Source organism: Kocuria sp. KH4, from assembly GCF_053711175.1.
Genome location: NZ_JBSJYX010000011.1, coordinates 1 through 14,356 on the forward strand (window position 1 = coordinate 1; position 14,356 = coordinate 14,356).

Annotated in this window: 15 protein-coding genes; 3 read left to right on the forward strand and 12 right to left on the reverse strand. The window is 73.1% G+C overall.

The features are described 5' to 3' along the window. Positions 1-106: 106 nt before the first annotated feature. From ACWCOM_RS09640 to ppk2, 3 genes are all read right to left on the reverse strand, one after another. Positions 107-1,414: a serine hydrolase domain-containing protein gene (locus tag ACWCOM_RS09640; protein WP_454548526.1), complete on the reverse strand. Its 1,308-nt coding sequence runs from the start codon at positions 1,412-1,414 to the stop codon at positions 107-109. 436 nt (positions 1,415-1,850) lie between these two features. Beyond that, positions 1,851-2,084: an anthrone oxygenase family protein gene (locus tag ACWCOM_RS09645; RefSeq protein WP_454548527.1), complete on the reverse strand. Its 234-nt coding sequence runs from the start codon at positions 2,082-2,084 to the stop codon at positions 1,851-1,853. A 10-nt stretch (positions 2,085-2,094) separates the two neighbouring features. Then, the gene (gene ppk2, locus ACWCOM_RS09650; protein ID WP_454548528.1) at positions 2,095-3,006 is read right to left on the reverse strand and encodes a polyphosphate kinase 2; all 912 of its coding nucleotides are present in this window, start codon (positions 3,004-3,006) and stop codon (positions 2,095-2,097) included. Positions 3,007-3,142: 136 nt separating this feature from the next. On the opposite strand from ppk2, the gene ACWCOM_RS09655 reads away from it, so the two are divergent. Both ACWCOM_RS09655 and ACWCOM_RS09660 read left to right on the forward strand, forming a co-directional pair. Next, positions 3,143-4,144 carry a DMT family transporter gene (locus ACWCOM_RS09655; RefSeq protein WP_454548529.1) on the forward strand — a complete coding sequence of 334 codons (1,002 nt, stop codon included), beginning with the start codon at positions 3,143-3,145 and terminating at the stop codon, positions 4,142-4,144. Next, entirely contained in the window at positions 4,131-4,739 is a 609-nt protein-coding gene (locus tag ACWCOM_RS09660) for a helix-turn-helix domain-containing protein (RefSeq protein WP_454548530.1), read from the forward strand. Before ACWCOM_RS09655 ends, ACWCOM_RS09660 begins: the two co-directional genes overlap by 14 nt. A gap of 105 nt (positions 4,740-4,844) precedes the next feature. On the opposite strand, the gene ACWCOM_RS09665 is transcribed toward ACWCOM_RS09660, so the two are convergent. The 8 genes from ACWCOM_RS09665 to ACWCOM_RS09700 form a co-directional block, all read right to left on the reverse strand. Then, complete coding sequence (locus ACWCOM_RS09665; RefSeq protein WP_454548531.1) at positions 4,845-5,831, reverse strand: cyclase family protein; 987 nt, start codon at positions 5,829-5,831, stop codon at positions 4,845-4,847. Next, positions 5,828-6,076: a hypothetical protein gene (locus tag ACWCOM_RS09670; protein WP_454548532.1), complete on the reverse strand. Its 249-nt coding sequence runs from the start codon at positions 6,074-6,076 to the stop codon at positions 5,828-5,830. Before ACWCOM_RS09670 ends, ACWCOM_RS09665 begins: the two co-directional genes overlap by 4 nt. A gap of 17 nt (positions 6,077-6,093) precedes the next feature. After that, on the reverse strand, positions 6,094-7,434 hold the full coding sequence (locus ACWCOM_RS09675) for a TRAP transporter large permease subunit (protein WP_454548533.1): 1,341 nt from the start codon (positions 7,432-7,434) through the stop codon (positions 6,094-6,096). A gap of 112 nt (positions 7,435-7,546) precedes the next feature. Then, on the reverse strand, positions 7,547-8,341 hold the full coding sequence (locus ACWCOM_RS09680; protein ID WP_454548534.1) for a DUF1932 domain-containing protein: 795 nt from the start codon (positions 8,339-8,341) through the stop codon (positions 7,547-7,549). Between the two features lie 32 nt (positions 8,342-8,373). Beyond that, positions 8,374-9,024: an RraA family protein gene (locus tag ACWCOM_RS09685; protein WP_454548535.1), complete on the reverse strand. Its 651-nt coding sequence runs from the start codon at positions 9,022-9,024 to the stop codon at positions 8,374-8,376. A gap of 62 nt (positions 9,025-9,086) precedes the next feature. Further along, positions 9,087-10,085, reverse strand: a complete 999-nt coding sequence (locus ACWCOM_RS09690; protein WP_454548536.1) for a tripartite tricarboxylate transporter substrate binding protein — start codon at positions 10,083-10,085, stop codon at positions 9,087-9,089. A gap of 115 nt (positions 10,086-10,200) precedes the next feature. Beyond that, positions 10,201-11,706, reverse strand: a complete 1,506-nt coding sequence (locus ACWCOM_RS09695; protein ID WP_454548537.1) for a tripartite tricarboxylate transporter permease — start codon at positions 11,704-11,706, stop codon at positions 10,201-10,203. 3 nt (positions 11,707-11,709) lie between these two features. Further along, the gene (locus tag ACWCOM_RS09700) at positions 11,710-12,156 is read right to left on the reverse strand and encodes a tripartite tricarboxylate transporter TctB family protein (RefSeq protein ID WP_454548538.1); all 447 of its coding nucleotides are present in this window, start codon (positions 12,154-12,156) and stop codon (positions 11,710-11,712) included. Positions 12,157-12,405: 249 nt separating this feature from the next. Here ACWCOM_RS09700 and ACWCOM_RS09705 point away from each other — a divergent pair, with 249 nt between their 5' ends. After that, positions 12,406-13,209 (forward strand): IclR family transcriptional regulator, encoded by an 804-nt coding sequence (locus ACWCOM_RS09705; RefSeq protein WP_454548539.1) that lies wholly within the window; start codon positions 12,406-12,408, stop codon positions 13,207-13,209. A gap of 221 nt (positions 13,210-13,430) precedes the next feature. Here ACWCOM_RS09705 and ACWCOM_RS09710 read toward each other — a convergent pair whose 3' ends face one another. After that, a complete protein-coding gene (locus ACWCOM_RS09710; RefSeq protein WP_454548540.1) occupies positions 13,431-14,330 on the reverse strand; it encodes a macrolide 2'-phosphotransferase in 900 nt (299 codons plus the stop codon). Positions 14,331-14,356 lie beyond the last annotated feature (26 nt).

A 14,356-nucleotide genomic window follows, 5' to 3' on the forward strand; every position in this document is an offset into this window, starting at 1 on the left:
GCACCTGACGGTGCCGGGACCCGCGCCGTCGTCCTGTCCGAGGGCCGAGCAGGCTCAGCCCTCGCCGTCCGTGCGGGACAGGAGGTCGTGGCCCTGTCGGGCGCGGTCAGCGCTCCGGATTGGGGGTGAAGGTGTGGCCCAGGGCCGTGGACAGCTCGGCGAAGATCCGCGTGGCCGGGGTGGCGCAGGGCAGGGTCCTGGGGTCGTCGGCCAGCACCGGGGACTCCGGGCAGTCCCCGGAGGGGATGTCGCTGGTGGCCTGCACGACCACGGTGGTGTCGGTGGTGGTGTCGTAGTAGACGGTGGTGTTGTAGCCGGGCTGCGTCCCGGTGTGCCCGACCCACCCGTCGATGCAGCCGAGGCCCAGCCCGTAGCCGCCCTCGGGGGGCCGGAACGAGGTGAGGCGCTCCCGCTGGGTTCCCGGCTCCAGCAGCCCGTGCCCGGTCCCCATGGCCCGGCCGTAGACGAGCAGGTCCTCCACCTCCGAGATCAGGGCCCCGGCGGTGCCTCCCCAGGAGGGGTTCCAGTGGGTGGCGTCGTCCGGGGCCTCAGGGGTCGCGGTGTCGCCCTGCAGGGTGAAGCCCTGCGCGTAGGGCTCCGGCAGCTCGGTGGACGCCCCGGGCCAGGTGGTCTCGTCGAGCGCCAGGGGCTCGAGGATCTGCTCCTCCAGGACCTCCCCGACCGGCCGGCCGGTGACCTGCTCGATCACCAGGCCCAGCAGGATGTAGTTGGTGTTGGAGTAGTCGAACTGCTCCCCGCTGGCGAACAGGGGGGATTCCGCGACGCCGACGGCGACCAGCTCCTCCGGGGTGAAGGTCCGCTGCGGATCCGCGAAGAAGAGGTCCGTGAACGCGGTGCTGCGGGTGTAGCTGGCCACGCCGCTGGTCATGTCGGTCAGCTGCCGCAGGGTGATCCGCTCGCCGTTGGGGATGCCCTCGACGTAGTCGGCGACGGGATCCTCCAGGGACAGCTCTCCCTCCTCGGCCAGCTGCAGGACCAGCGTGGCGGTGAAGGGCTTGGTGACGGACCCGATGCGGGTGTGCACCCCCACCTCCATGGGCTGACCGGTGGCGGGGTCGGCCACTCCGTAGGCGGCCGTCCAGGTGCCCTCCGGGGAGGAGACCCCCACCACCGCACCGGGGGTGGAGGCCTGCCCGAACGCCGCGCGGGCGGCGGCGTCCAGCGTCGTCGCCACCTCCTCGGGCAGCGGCTCGGCCATCGGCGCGGACGGCTCCCGGGTGACGACGTCGTCGACGTCGGGCACACAGGCCTCGGGGCCCGCGGCCGGCGGTGCTCCTGGAGCGGCCGGGCCGGACGACGCCGGGGCGGCGGTGGCCCCAGCGGTCCCGAGGAGGAGGGCCACGGCGGTGGCGGCGGCGAACGTGCGGCGACCGGGTCGTGTGGGTGCGGACATCTTCGGTTCCTTCTCGATCGGCGCGGGACACCCCGGCGGGGTTCCTGCGTCGGCGGAGCAGTGCTTCGGGAGCGGTCGTCAGGGACGACGATGCCGGCCCCTGCACCCCCGCACCGCGGAGGCGGAGCCCGGCGGCACGCACCGGGGAAGGAGCCGACGGGACGACGGGCCGGCACTCGGCCCTCGGATCACGCACCACCCCGGGCGGACTCCGGGGACGGGTGGTGCCGCCAGGGTAGGACGGCTTCCGGGGCCGGTCGGCGGACCGGCCCCGGATCGTTACCCGAGCACCGAAGATGTCAGGCCGTCCTGCGCGGTCAGGGCGCCCCCTCCGTCGTGGCGGTGGCCGTTGGGCGCGGGATCCACCGTGGTCGGCGAGCCGGGAACCGCCCCGGACCCCCGCACGACGCACGGCCGGTGGCGGGCTCCCGGTTGCTCAGGGGAGGGGCACGAGCAGCCCGACGGCGCCCAGCACGGACAGCGCCGCCCGGGCGTGGTTGGCCCGGGTCCACGGCCGGGCGTAGGCGGGCCACGCGAGGGCGCTGCGGGCCAGCCGGCCGTTGAGCGGGACGTTGACGGCCATGGTCAGCGCCCACCCGGCCAGGAGGGCGGCGGCCCCCAGCACACGTGGCGAGGCAGGGGAGGCGGCCAGGGCCGGCCACGCGTCCACGTCGGGGGTCTCAGTCGCCGACGGCGTCGCGTCCGCGGCGGACGATCAGCGGATCCGGGGGATAGACCACCGCCGGGTCCTTGTCCTCGTAGTCGAACTGGTCCAGGAAGAAACGCATCGCATTGAGCCTCGCCCGCTTCTTGTCATTGGACTTCACCGTGATCCACGGGGCGTGATCGGTGTCGGTGCGCAGGAACATCTCCTCCTTCGCCTCCGTGTAGTCCTCCCACCGGTCCAAGGACGCCAGATCCATCGGGGAGAGCTTCCACCGCCGCACCGGATCGATCTGCCGGATCGCGAAACGCGTGCGCTGCTCGTGCTGGGTGACCGAGAACCAGAACTTCGTCAGGTGCACCCCCGAGTCCACCAGCATCTGCTCGAACACCGGGGCCTGCACCATGAACTGCTCGTACTCCGCGTCGCTGCAGAAGCCCATGACGTGCTCGACCACCGCCCGGTTGTACCAGGACCGGTCGAAGAGCACGATCTCCCCGGCGGTGGGCAGGTGGGCGATGTAGCGCTGGAAGTACCACTGCCCCCGCTCCCGGTCCGAGGGCTTGGTCAGGGCCACCACCCGGGCCGCGCGCGGGTTCAGGTGCTCGGTGAAGCGCTTGATCGTCCCGCCCTTGCCGGCCGCGTCGCGGCCCTCGAACACGATCACGTGCTGGAGGTCGTGGTCCTGGCCCCAGTACTGGAACTTCAGCAGCTCGATCTGCAGCCGGTACTTCTCCAGCTCGTAGTCCTCCCGCGACATCAGCTCCTCGTACGGGTAGTCCTCCTGCCAGGTCTGCACCGCCGACCCGCCCGGGTCGATGAGATCGGCGTCCTCGCCCTGCGGGTTGCCCACTGTGTAGCCCCGCGCGGTCAACAGATCGATGAACTCCCGCAGCTCCAGCTTCGCCGGATCCCACTCCTGCAGCACCGCAGATCTCCCCTCCGTAGGTCACACGTCTCCCAACAGTAGGGGTCGCGGGTGGACGAACGGTGAACACGCCACGGCCCGCGCCAGGGGATCCCACCGGCGGTATGCGCACTATAGTGCGCATATGCTGAGGGGCATGAGGCACACCTTCCGGCGCAACGACGTCGTGCGGCTCCGCATCAGCCGCCCCGAGTGGATCCTGATCGGCATCACCATGATCTGGGGGACGACCTTCCTGATCATCCACGTGGCCGTGGCGCACACCGGCCCGCTGTTCTTCGTCGGGATCCGCTTCGTGGTGGCGGGACTGATCGGCGCCGCGGTGTTCCGGCGCGCGCTGCGGGGCATCACCGGGCACGAGGTCGTCGCCGGTGCGGTCATCGGGGTGACGATCTTCATCGGCTACGGCCTGCAGACGATGGGGCTGCAGACGATCACGGCCAGCCGGTCGGCGTTCATCACCGCCCTGTACGTGCCGATGGTGCCCCTGCTGCAGTGGGTCCTGCTGCGCCGGCCTCCCGGGGCGATGACCCTGGTCGGGGTGGCCTTCGCCTTCGCCGGCCTGGTGCTCCTGGCGGGCCCGGACGCCGGGACGGCCGGGCTGAGCACCGGAGAGACGCTGACGCTGCTCAGCGCGGTGGCCTGCGCGGCGGAGATCGTGCTCATCAGCCGCTACGCCGGCACCGTGGACGCCCGCCGGGTCGCCGTGGTGCAGGTGACGGTGGCCGGGCTGCTGTCCTTCGCCATGATGCCCGTGGCCGGCGAGCGGGTCCCGGAGTTCTCCTGGGTGTGGCTGGCGGCCGGGATCGGCCTCGGGGCCGCGAGCATCCTGATCCAGCTGGCGATGAACTGGGCGCAACGCTCCGTCTCGGCCACCCGGGCCACCGTCATCTACGCCGGAGAACCGGTGTGGGGTGGGATCATCGGGCGCATCGCCGGAGAGCGTCTGCCGGGTCCGGCGATCCTCGGGGCCGTGCTGATCGTCGTCGGCGTCCTGGTCAGCGAGCTGCGCCCCGAGGAGCTGAAGCGCCGGCCGCGTGCCGTCCCCGAGTCCGGCCCGGGCGCACCGGGTGGGAGCGACGCGTCGCCGGTGCCCGCCCCGTGGAGTGCCGGAGGAGGAGCGGATGGCCGCCCGTGAGCGAGGGGGAGCCACCGCGGAGTTCGTCGCCGTGGTCGGCCGGCAGATCCGCCGGCAGCGCCGGCAGCTCGGGTGGAGCGTCCAGGAGCTCTCCGACCGCGCCGGGGTGAGCCGGCGGATGCTGACCCAGATCGAGCTGGGCCAGGCGAACCCCAGCCTCGTGACGGTCGACCACATCGCCCACGCCCTGGGCACCGACTTCGTCTCCCTCGCCATGCCCCCCACCACGCCCCTGGAGGAAGCCGGCGGGCGGGCCGGGGCGGCGGTGCGCGTGTGGCGTTCGGACCGCGGCAGCGAGGCCGTGCTGCTCGTCGCCACCGAGAGCGTTCCCCGCACCGAGCTGTGGCGCTGGCGCCTGGCCCCGGGGGACAGCTACCAGGCCCGGCCGGACACGGCCGGGACCGAGGAGCTGCACCAGGTCCACGCCGGTGAGCTCGTCATCACCACCGCCGGCTCCGTGCTGGTCGTGCGCGCCGGGGAGGCCGGTCGCATTCGCAGCGACCAGCACTACGCCTACCGCAACGACAGCGACACCTGGGCCGAGTTCACCCGCGTCGTCACCGGTGCCCGGGCGCACCCGGAACGGGCGGGGTGACCCGGGCCGTGGCCCGCCGCCCGTGGGGTCCGGGGAGCCGGAGCCTCCCGGTCCCGGCGGCCGTCGGCCCGGGGGACCGGGAGACCCGGGACGGCCGGTAGCTGCTCAGCAGATTGCGGTGGCGTTGGCGGGCGATCCGGTGGCGCCGGTGATGTTGAGGGGTTTCACCACGATCATGGCGTCCCAGTGGCCGGTGGCCCGCGTGTGGGCGGCGAGGTGGTCCAGGCGCCACAGCTCACCGAGGGGCATGCCGAGTTTGGCCAGCAGCTCCTGGTGCATCATGCCCTTGTCGTGAGGGGCCGATGCCAGGAACGGGGTGCCGGCGACCGGGGGCAGGCACTCCACGGCGAAGTTGTCGGCGGCGACCAGGGCCAGCCGGTGGTCCCAGACCCATTCGACGAACTCCTTGGACTGGGCGATGCCGGTGGAGCGGCCGGCCTCCTTGGCCCGGAGCTTCGCCCGGCGGTCGAGGCCGAGGAACCACTCGGCCCAGCCGGTGCGGATCATCAGGACGTCCCCCGGGGCCGGTGCGGTGCCCTGGGTCCGGACCGTGTCCTCGAGCAGCTCCAGGTGCAGGGGTTCGCCGCCCACGTGGTCGATGGGATCGCCGAGCGCTCGGCGGTGTCCGGCGACGTCGAGCAGGAGCCCGCGGGAGACGATGGGGGTCTCGGCCCACGCCTGGATGCCGAGGGGACGGGTGCCGGGGCGGATCAGCTCGTCGTCGGTGCCGCCGTAGAAGCCGACCTCGTCGGAGCGGCGGTGCCGCAGGCCGTCGATCTGGGTGGAGCCCTGCAGGTAGAACCCGTCGAGGTAGTCGTCGCGGTGGGCGGGGTGGCCGGAGTAGATGGTGTGGACCGGGGCGGTGCGCCGGACGGACATGCCGGGGTCGAAGGCGTCGACGGGGTGGTCCAGGCCGAACACGGTTCCGGTGCGGATGCAGGAGCGGGCGGCCAGGACCTCCTCGGCCGCGGCGAAGCTGGGGGTGCCCCGGTCCGGGTCGGGGAACAGGCCCCAGGAGGTCCCGGCCAGGTGTCCGGGGCGGGTGGCCAGCTCGGCGTGCGTGAGGTGGTCGTGGTGGCCGGGCGTGCTCACCGGCGGGCCTCCTGCTGCTGGGCGGTCGTCGGGGCGGGGGTGCGGTAGCCGAGGAGGTACCCGGCCACGGCGCACACCGACGCGGCGACGACGACGGGGGTCTTGGCGCTCTCATTGAGGAGGACCAGCCAGGGGCCGTGGCCGATGAGCAGGGCCACCGCCTGGGCGAGCACCAGGGAGATGCCCCCGAGCAGGGAGAGCCCCAGGGTGAGGGTGAAGATGCCGAGGAGGGTTCTGCGCAGCACGTGGTGCCTTTCGGGTCTCAGACGGGCAGGATGCCGAGGGCGATGAGCACCCCGATGGCCAGCAGGGGCAGGGCGTAGTAGAGGAAGAGGCGGGCGAAGGTCCTGAACGGGTCGACGTCGGCGATGCCGCAGGCCACGTACAGGGGAGCGCCGCCCGGGGGGATGGCGGCCTCGCAGGAGGAGAACACCAGCACGGCCACGGCGGCGGTGGGGGCCGGGACCCCGGCGGCGACCAGGGCGGCGACGCCGACGGTGCCCACAGCGGCCATGGTGGCGGTGGAGGACAGCGGGGCGGCCACGGCGATGACGATGAGTCCCACGAGGACGGCCAGCGCCCACAGGGGCAGGTCGAGGTCGCCCAGCAGGCCGGTGAGCTGTTCGGGCAGTCCGGTGGTGGCCAGGGCGTTGGCCCCGGCGAAGGCGAAGAGCACGGTGATCCCCACGATGCCGAAGCGGGGGGCGGAGCTCTCCAGCAGTGCCCACCACCCCGCGGCGGTGCGCGGCAGCCTCGCCAGGCCCAGCAGGACGCCGGCGATCGTGAGCGTGATCGGGATCCAGAAGATGATGCTCACGGCGTCGCCGATGTCCTCGACCCCGGTCCAGGCGGCGGCGGCCTCGGCGGCCGCCCCGGTGGTGAGGACCAGGGGGACGGCCACCGCGACGAACAGCAGCAGGGTGGCCCAGCCCTGGCGGAAGGCGGTGCCCACGGCCATCCGCTGCTCGGGGTCGACCGCGGCCATCCCGGACCGGCGGACGAGGACCACGGTGACGATCAGCCGGTGGAGCAGGCACCACAGCCCGCCGACGAGCAGCGGGACGACCAGGTCCTGCACGTCGAGCAGGGGGCCGACCGTGGTCGAGCCGACGAGGACGAACATCGAGGCGCTGAACGGGAAGGTGATGCCCATCCCGGCGTTGCCGGCCACCAGGGTGGCCGCGGTCGAGCGGTCCATCTTCGTGCGTTCCATCCAGGGGATGGTCACGGATCCGACGGTGGCGGCGATGGCGGCCTGGTTGTGCACGATGCTGCCCAGCCCGGCCGAGGACAGGGTGGAGACGTAGGCCGGTCCGCCCCGGTAGCGTCCCAGCAGGGAGTTGAGCAGGTTGATCAGCCGGTCCAGCACCCCGCCGCGGTCCAGGAGGTAGCCCATGAACACGAAGACCATGGTGGCGTAGACGATCTCGTCGGTGAGCGCGTCCTGGAGGGCGGCCCGTCCCACGCTCAGCGCCTGGGGGCCGCTGAAGAGCAGGGCCGTGAGGAACCCCAGGATCATGGCCTCCCCGACGCTGCGCCTGGCCACGGTGGTCCACCCGATGATGACGGCCAGATAGGCCACCAGGGCCCACACTCCGATCACGATCCACTCACTTCCTCAGGGGCGTTCCGGCCGTCGGCGGGAACGCTGACTTCATTGTGGCGGTGGGCCCGGCACCCCGCGGTGCCGGGCCCACCGTAGGGTCTCCGGCCGCTCAGGACGCGGTGGCCTCCACCGGGTCCTGGGCGGCCCGGGCGGCCATCCGTTCCATCGCCGACGCCGAGGCCTCGGTCATCTCGGCGGGCACCCCCAGGTCGGTGAGGTACTGGGCGGTGGAGCGCATCTCGTGGGCGCGGCGTGCGGCGTGCTTGGGCGTGCCGGTGAGCCACCGGTCGATGACGGCCTGGCCGTCCCCCGCCAGCTGGCCGGCGATCTGGGCCCGGACCCACTCCTCCTGCCCGGCCGCCCGGGCGGCGGTGACGGCCTCGACGACGACCGAGGCCATGCCCTTCATCACCACGCTGCGCAGCAGCTTGTGCGCCATGGCCGCCCCGGGGCCCCCGTCGACGACCTCCACCGGGGCACCGATCCCGCCCAGCAGCTCGGCCAGCACCGGGGCTCCGGGGCCGCTGACCATCAGCGGGGTGCGCGCCCCCTGCACCGGGACGGGCCCGAGGATGGCCACGTCGGCGAACAGCGCCCGGGAGGGGGTGCGGCCCAGCTCCTCCATGGTCTGCGGGGAGGAGGAGGTCAGGTCCGCGTAGCAGGTGTCCTCCTGCATCACGGGCAGGCACTCGGCGGCCACCGCCCGGGCGGCGCCGGCCCCGGTGAGGACCAGGACCACGTCGGCCGCACGGCAGGCCTCCGCGGCGGTGTCCGCCCGGACGACGCCGGCGGGGGTGGTGGGGGCCACCGGGTCGTAGCCGGTGACGGCGTGCCCGGCCTCGGCCAGGGCGGTGGCGTAGACGGCGCCGGCCTCACCGAGACCGATGACGGTGCATGCGCTCATGATGACTCCTTGGGATGGTGGGGAACGGTGGCTCAGGCCTGTACCGGGGCGGCCTGGGTGCGGGCGGCGAGGATGGCCGCGCGGCGCTGGGACTCGTCGGCGAAGACCGCCTCGGCGGCCTCGGCGATCTCGGCGGCCCGGCCCTGGGGGACGACGACGACTCCGTCGGAGTCCCCGATGACGATGTCGCCGGGCAGCACCGGCACCCCGCCGAAGGCCACCGGCACCGCGACCCGGGAGGGGCCGTGCTTGTAGGGCCCGGCCGGGGACGTGGCCCGGGCGAAGACGGGCATGCCGATCTCCTGCAGGTCCTGGGCGTCGCGGGCGGCCCCGTCCAGGGCGAAGCCGGCGATGCCGGCGGAGATCGCGCGCTCGCCGATGAGCTCCCCGAGCAGGGCCCGGGTGGTGTCGCCCTGACCGGCGACGACGATGACGTCCCCGGGGCGGGCCAGGGGCAGGGCGCGGTGGATGCCCTGGTTGTCCCCGGCGCGCACCCAGACCGGTAAGGCGGGGCCGGCCAGGCGGGCGCCGGGCCAGATGGCCTGGATGGCGGAGTCGGCCACGCCCAGCCGCTCCATGGCGTCGCCGATGTTGGCGGCGGGCAGGGCGGCCAGCCGGGCCACCAGGGCCGGGTCGGGGCGGGCGAAGTCGGCGGTCGTGGGGTCGTCGGTGATCGTGGTCATCGAGAGGTCTCCGTGTCGTGTGGCAGGGGTGAGCGGGGGTCGGCGGCAGGTCCCGGGAGGCGTCACTCGCCGTCCTGGACCTGGGGCAGGACCTCCTTGTAGTCGGTCTCCTGCTGGGCCCAGAACGCCTCGTAGTCCGCGGCGCCCAGGTAGCTGGTCTCCAGGCCGAGGTCCTCCATCTTCTGGACGACCTCCGGGTCCTCGATGGCCTTCTGCAGGGCGGCCTCGAGCTTCTGCGCCACGGGCTCGGGGAGCCCGGCGGGGGCCGAGTAGCCGCGGGCGGTGGCCGAGACGACCTCGTAGCCCTCCTCGGTGAAGGTCGGCACGTCGGGCAGGGCCGCGGCGCGCTCCTCGCCCATCACGCCCAGCACCCGGGCCTTGCCCTGGGCGACCAGGTCGGTGACGTCGCTGACGTTGGCCACGAGCACGTCGACGTGCTTGCCCAGGAACGCCGTGGTGGCCTGGGAGGCGCCCTCGGAGAAGTGCACCGGGGCGAAGGAGGCGTCGGTGGTCTCGGCGATCTGCGCCAGGGCGAAGTGCTCCCCGCCGAGCTGGCCGGTGGTGGTGGCGGTCATGGACTCGGGCTCCGCCTTGGCCGCCGCGAGCAGCTCCTCCAGGGTCTGGTAGGGGCTGTCGGGCTGGACGGCGATCACGGCCGGGTCCACCACCTGCCGGCCCAGGGGCTGGAAATCCTCGCGGGTGTAGGAGGCGCCGCGGCTGGGGTCCAGCGGGGAGACGACCACCGAGGGGGAGCCGGTGGCCCCGATGGTGTAGCCGTCCGGGTCGGCGCCGGTGAGCTGGGTGTAGCCGATCTGGCCGCCGGCGCCGGGGGCGTTGACGACCTCGACGTTGGTGTCCAGCTCCTCCTCCAGCACCGGCTGGACGAGGCGGGCGGCGGTGTCCACGGCTCCGCCGGGGGCGAAGGCGACGACGAGCTCGATCGGCTTGCCGGCCTGCGGGAAGTCCTCGCCGGAGGCGGAGGTGCCGGTGGAGGCGGCGCAGCCGGTGGCGGTGAGCAGGCCCAGGACGGTGAGGCCGGTGGCGACGGTGCGACGGGTCATGGTGTTCTCCTGTTTCGGGGCAGCGCCGAGGAGGGCGGCTGCGGAGCAGAGGGGTGCGGGGACGGTGCGGTGGTGGCCGCTCGGGACGCGTGGTGCCGAGCGGCCGGCGGGACGGTCAGGACTCGGGGTCCTCGTCGGCCAGGGCCTTGGGCTTGCGCAGCTTCAGCAGCGGGCTGCAGACGATGACCAGGGCGAGGACCAGCAGGACCGCGGTGATCGGGCGGGTGTAGAAGACGTCGAAGCTGCCCTGGGAGATCTCCAGGGACTCGCGCAGGGACCGCTCCATCAGCGGGCCCAGCACGAGGGTCAGGACCATGGGTGCCAACGGGATGTCGAGGTGGCGCATGGCCAGGCCGATCACGCCGAAGGCGATCATCACGAACACGTCGAAGACGGTGAAGTGGATGGTGTAGGCCCCGATGACCATGAACAGCAGGATGAGGGCGGTCAGGATCGGGTAGGGCACCCGCAGGATCGACGTCCACAGCCCCACCAGCGGCACGTTGAGGATGACCAGCAGCACGTTGCCGATGAACAGGCTGGCGATGATGGCCCAGGCGATCTCGGAGTTCTCCGCGAACAGGGTGGGGCCCGGCGTCAGGCCCTGCTGCAGGAACGCTCCCATGAGCACCGCGATGGTGGGGGAGGCGGGGATGCCCAGGGTGAACAGCGGGATGAGCGCGCCGTTGGCGTGGGCGTTGTTGGCGGTCTCGGGACCGGCCACGCCTTCGACGGCGCCGTGGCCCAGCTCGTGCCGGTAGCGGGAGAACTTCCGCTCCGCGCCGTAGGACAGCAGGGAGGAGACCGAGCCGGTCATGCCCGGGATCAGGCCCAGGCCGAACCCCACGCCGGTGCCGCGGGCGATCGCCGGGGCACTGCGGCGCCATTCGACGCGGTTGGGCAACAGCGAGCGCAGGTTGGGGGCGTGGACGGCCGCAGGGGTCCTGCCGGCACGGTAGGCCAGGATCTCGGACAGGCCGAACACCCCGACGATCACGGCCACGAAGCTCACCCCGTCGAGCAGCCGCTCCGAGCCGAAGGTGAAGCGAGGGGCTCCGGCGACCGGGTCGATGCCGACCATGGCGATGAGCAGGCCCAGCGCCCCGGAGATCAGCGCCCGGACGATGGAGCGCCCGGCCAGGGCCACCAGCAGGGTGATGCCCACGGTGACCAGGGCGAAGAACTCCGGCGGGCCGATGAGCAGCCCCAGCTCGCCCAGCGGCTTGGCCGCGGCCACGAGCCCCACCGTGGCGATGGTCCCGCCGACGAAGGAGCCCACCGCGGCGATGGTCAGCGCGGCACCGGCCCGCCCCATCCTGGTCATGGCGTAGCCGTCGAACGTGGTCACCGCCGAGGCCGCCTCACCCGGGGTGTTGAGCAGGACGCTGGTGATCGTGCCGCCGTAGGTGGTGCCGTAGAAGATGGCGCACAGCATGATGATCGAGCCGGTGGCGTCCAGGTTCAGCGTCAGCGGGATCAGCAGCGCCACCCCGGCCACGGGGCCGATGCCGGGCAGCACCCCGATCATGGTGCCCAGCAGGCACCCGATGAACGCGAAGAGCAGGTTCTGCCAGCTCAGGGCGGTCGCGAAGCCGCCCAGCAGGTCGTTGAAGACGTCCATGGTTCACAGTCCGATCAGGTTGAACGGCAGCACGGAGGCCGAGGGCAGGGAGACCTTCAGGCCCACGGTGAAGAGGTAGAACACGCCCACGCTGCCGATCACCGAGATCAGCACCGACTTCGCCCATCCCAGCCGGGCGCGGATCCGCAGGTGGTACATCAGGAACAGCAGCAGCGTGACCTGGAAGCCGAGGAAGGGCAGCACGGCGCCCAGGACGAGCAGGCTGCCGATCACCGCCGCGATCTGCGACCGGTCCACGTCCTCCCGCGGGGTCGAGGGGCTGCGCTGCTCCTGGACGAGCCAGATCAGGGACATCGCCACCAGGACCGCGCCCATCGCGAAGGGGAACAGTCCCGGGCCCGGGCCCAGGCTGGTCCACAGTCCCAGGTCCCAGGAGCTGACCAGGACGTAGGCGCCCAGCAGCAGGAAGACCGCCTGCCCGATCAGCACCGACCGCGCCGGCCGTTGTCGCGGACCGGGCCTCGCGCTCTGCGTCGTCGGTGACTCCGTCGTCATTCTCGTGCCCCTCACTGCTTCATCGGGTGAAATGTTCTTTCACCCCGTGGAAGGTTATTTCGTAGAAGGAATGGTGACACGGAACACAGAGTGGCGTCAACCACATCCCGGCAGGACGAGCGGACGGCGGGCCGGAGGCAGATGCAGGGTCTGAAGCGAGGGCCACTTCCATACAATGGAAGAATGACGACGGTCGACGACGCCTCTCCCACGCCTGCCCGGTCTGCCGGCAAGACCGCCACGACCATGCGGTCCCTGTCCCGGGCCCTGGACGTCTTCGAGCAGCTCCAGCGCTCGGACCGCCCCCAGCGACTGAGCGAACTGGCCCGCGCCTGCGGGATCTCCCTGCCCACCACCCTCCGGCTCCTGCGGGTGCTGCAGGACTACGGGCTGGTGAGCCAGACGGAGAAGAACTACCGGATCGGCCCCGCCGTCCTGCCGGCCGCCCGCAGCTTCCTGGAGAACGACCCCCTGGTCCTGGCCGCCCGGCCCATCCTGCTGCAGCTGGCCACCCGGTCCCGGCTGACCGCGTCCCTCTACTCCCGGCTGGGCGACGAGCGCATCCTCATCGCCCGCGTGGACGGCGCCGATCCCCTGCGCTACGACCTGCCCCTGGGCAAACGGCTGCCGCTGACCCGCGGGGCCGCAGGAAAGATCCTCATCGCCGAGCTGCCCGACGACGAGCTCGCGCGCATCGCCGAGGCCGCCGCGGGGCGCCGCCATGAGGAGGAGCCCTTCGACGTGGGCGCGCTGAGGTCCCGTCTGCCGGCGCCGGGTGACGGCTACGCGTTCTCCGTGGACGAGCGGGCCAGCGGCGTGATGTCCGCCGCCGTGGCCGTTCCGCACCCGTCCGGCGCCGTCACCGAGTCCATCGCCCTCACCACACCGGTCGAGGCGTACTCCCCGGAGGACCTGCGCGCCCAGGTGCCGGAGCTGCGACGGGCGGCCCGCAGGCTCTCCGAGCTGCTGGAGGGCGTCGTCTACTGACGGTGCAGGGCCGGGCGGGCCGCTCGACCGTGCGCAGTCCGTGGCGGTCCGCCCGGGTCGCCGGAGTGGTCACGGTGGTGACCGGGCTGCGCACCGCGGTGGGGCGGCCCGGCGGTGCCATGGGCGCGGTGCCCGGTCTGCCGCTGTGGACGATGCCGGTCATCGGCTGTACGCGTCGGCTCGGCGGGGGCCGTCCCCGTGCGCTCCTGCGCCGCCGCCGCTCAGGCTTCCGGGTCGAGCATCGCGGCGGCCGCGGCGTGGTCGGTCTCGGCGCCGGTCGCCAGGGCGTACAGCGCGTACCCGAGCGGGGAGGCCTCCCACAGGTGCCGGGCCTGGGCGGCCAGGCCCGGGTGCACGTACCCGCCGGCGTGCTCGTACGCGGTGAGGGCGGCCTGCAGCATGTCCTCCCCCGCGGCGCCGTACTGGGCGGCCAGGTCGCGGGCGGGGTCGTCCACGCGGGCCGTCGTCCAGTCCAGGACCCCGGTGACCGCACCGTCCTCGTCGAACAAGACATGGGCGGGGTAGATCTCCCCGTGCGTCATCACGGTCCGCTCCGGCCAGCAGGCGTCGTCCTCGAGCCATGCCCGCCATGCCCGGGCCAGAGCCGGGGCCACGGTGAACGCCGCCTCCACCCGGGCGACGTCGTCCCGCCACGCCCGGCGGACGTGCATGGGGGAGCGGACCTCGACGCCGGCGGCCTCGGCCTCCGCGGCACCGAGGGAGTGCAGGCGGGCCAGCAGGCGTCCCAGGCGGGCGGCGTAGTCCGGGTCGGCGGGGTCCATGTGCCAGACGGGTTCTCCGGTCTCCGACAGGGTCAGTCCCGGAGCACCGGGCAGCGCCGGGTAGGCGATCAGATCCGGGGAGCGGATCTGCCAGTCCGGAACCGCCACCCCCTCAGCCGCGAGGAGCGGGCCCACGAGGTCGAGCACGCGGGCCTCGGCGGACATGCCCGCGGACACGTCCGCGCGGCGCGGGATCCGCAGCACCCAGCGGCGTCCGCTCCTCTCGGAGGCCATGACGACGCGGTAGTCCAGGCCCGCCTCGTTCACGGTCGCGCCCTCGGCGGACAGGTGCAGTCCGTGGGCGGCGGCCAGGGCCAGCACCTCGTCGAGTGTGTGCACGGAACCATCCTCCCACCCGGAGGAGC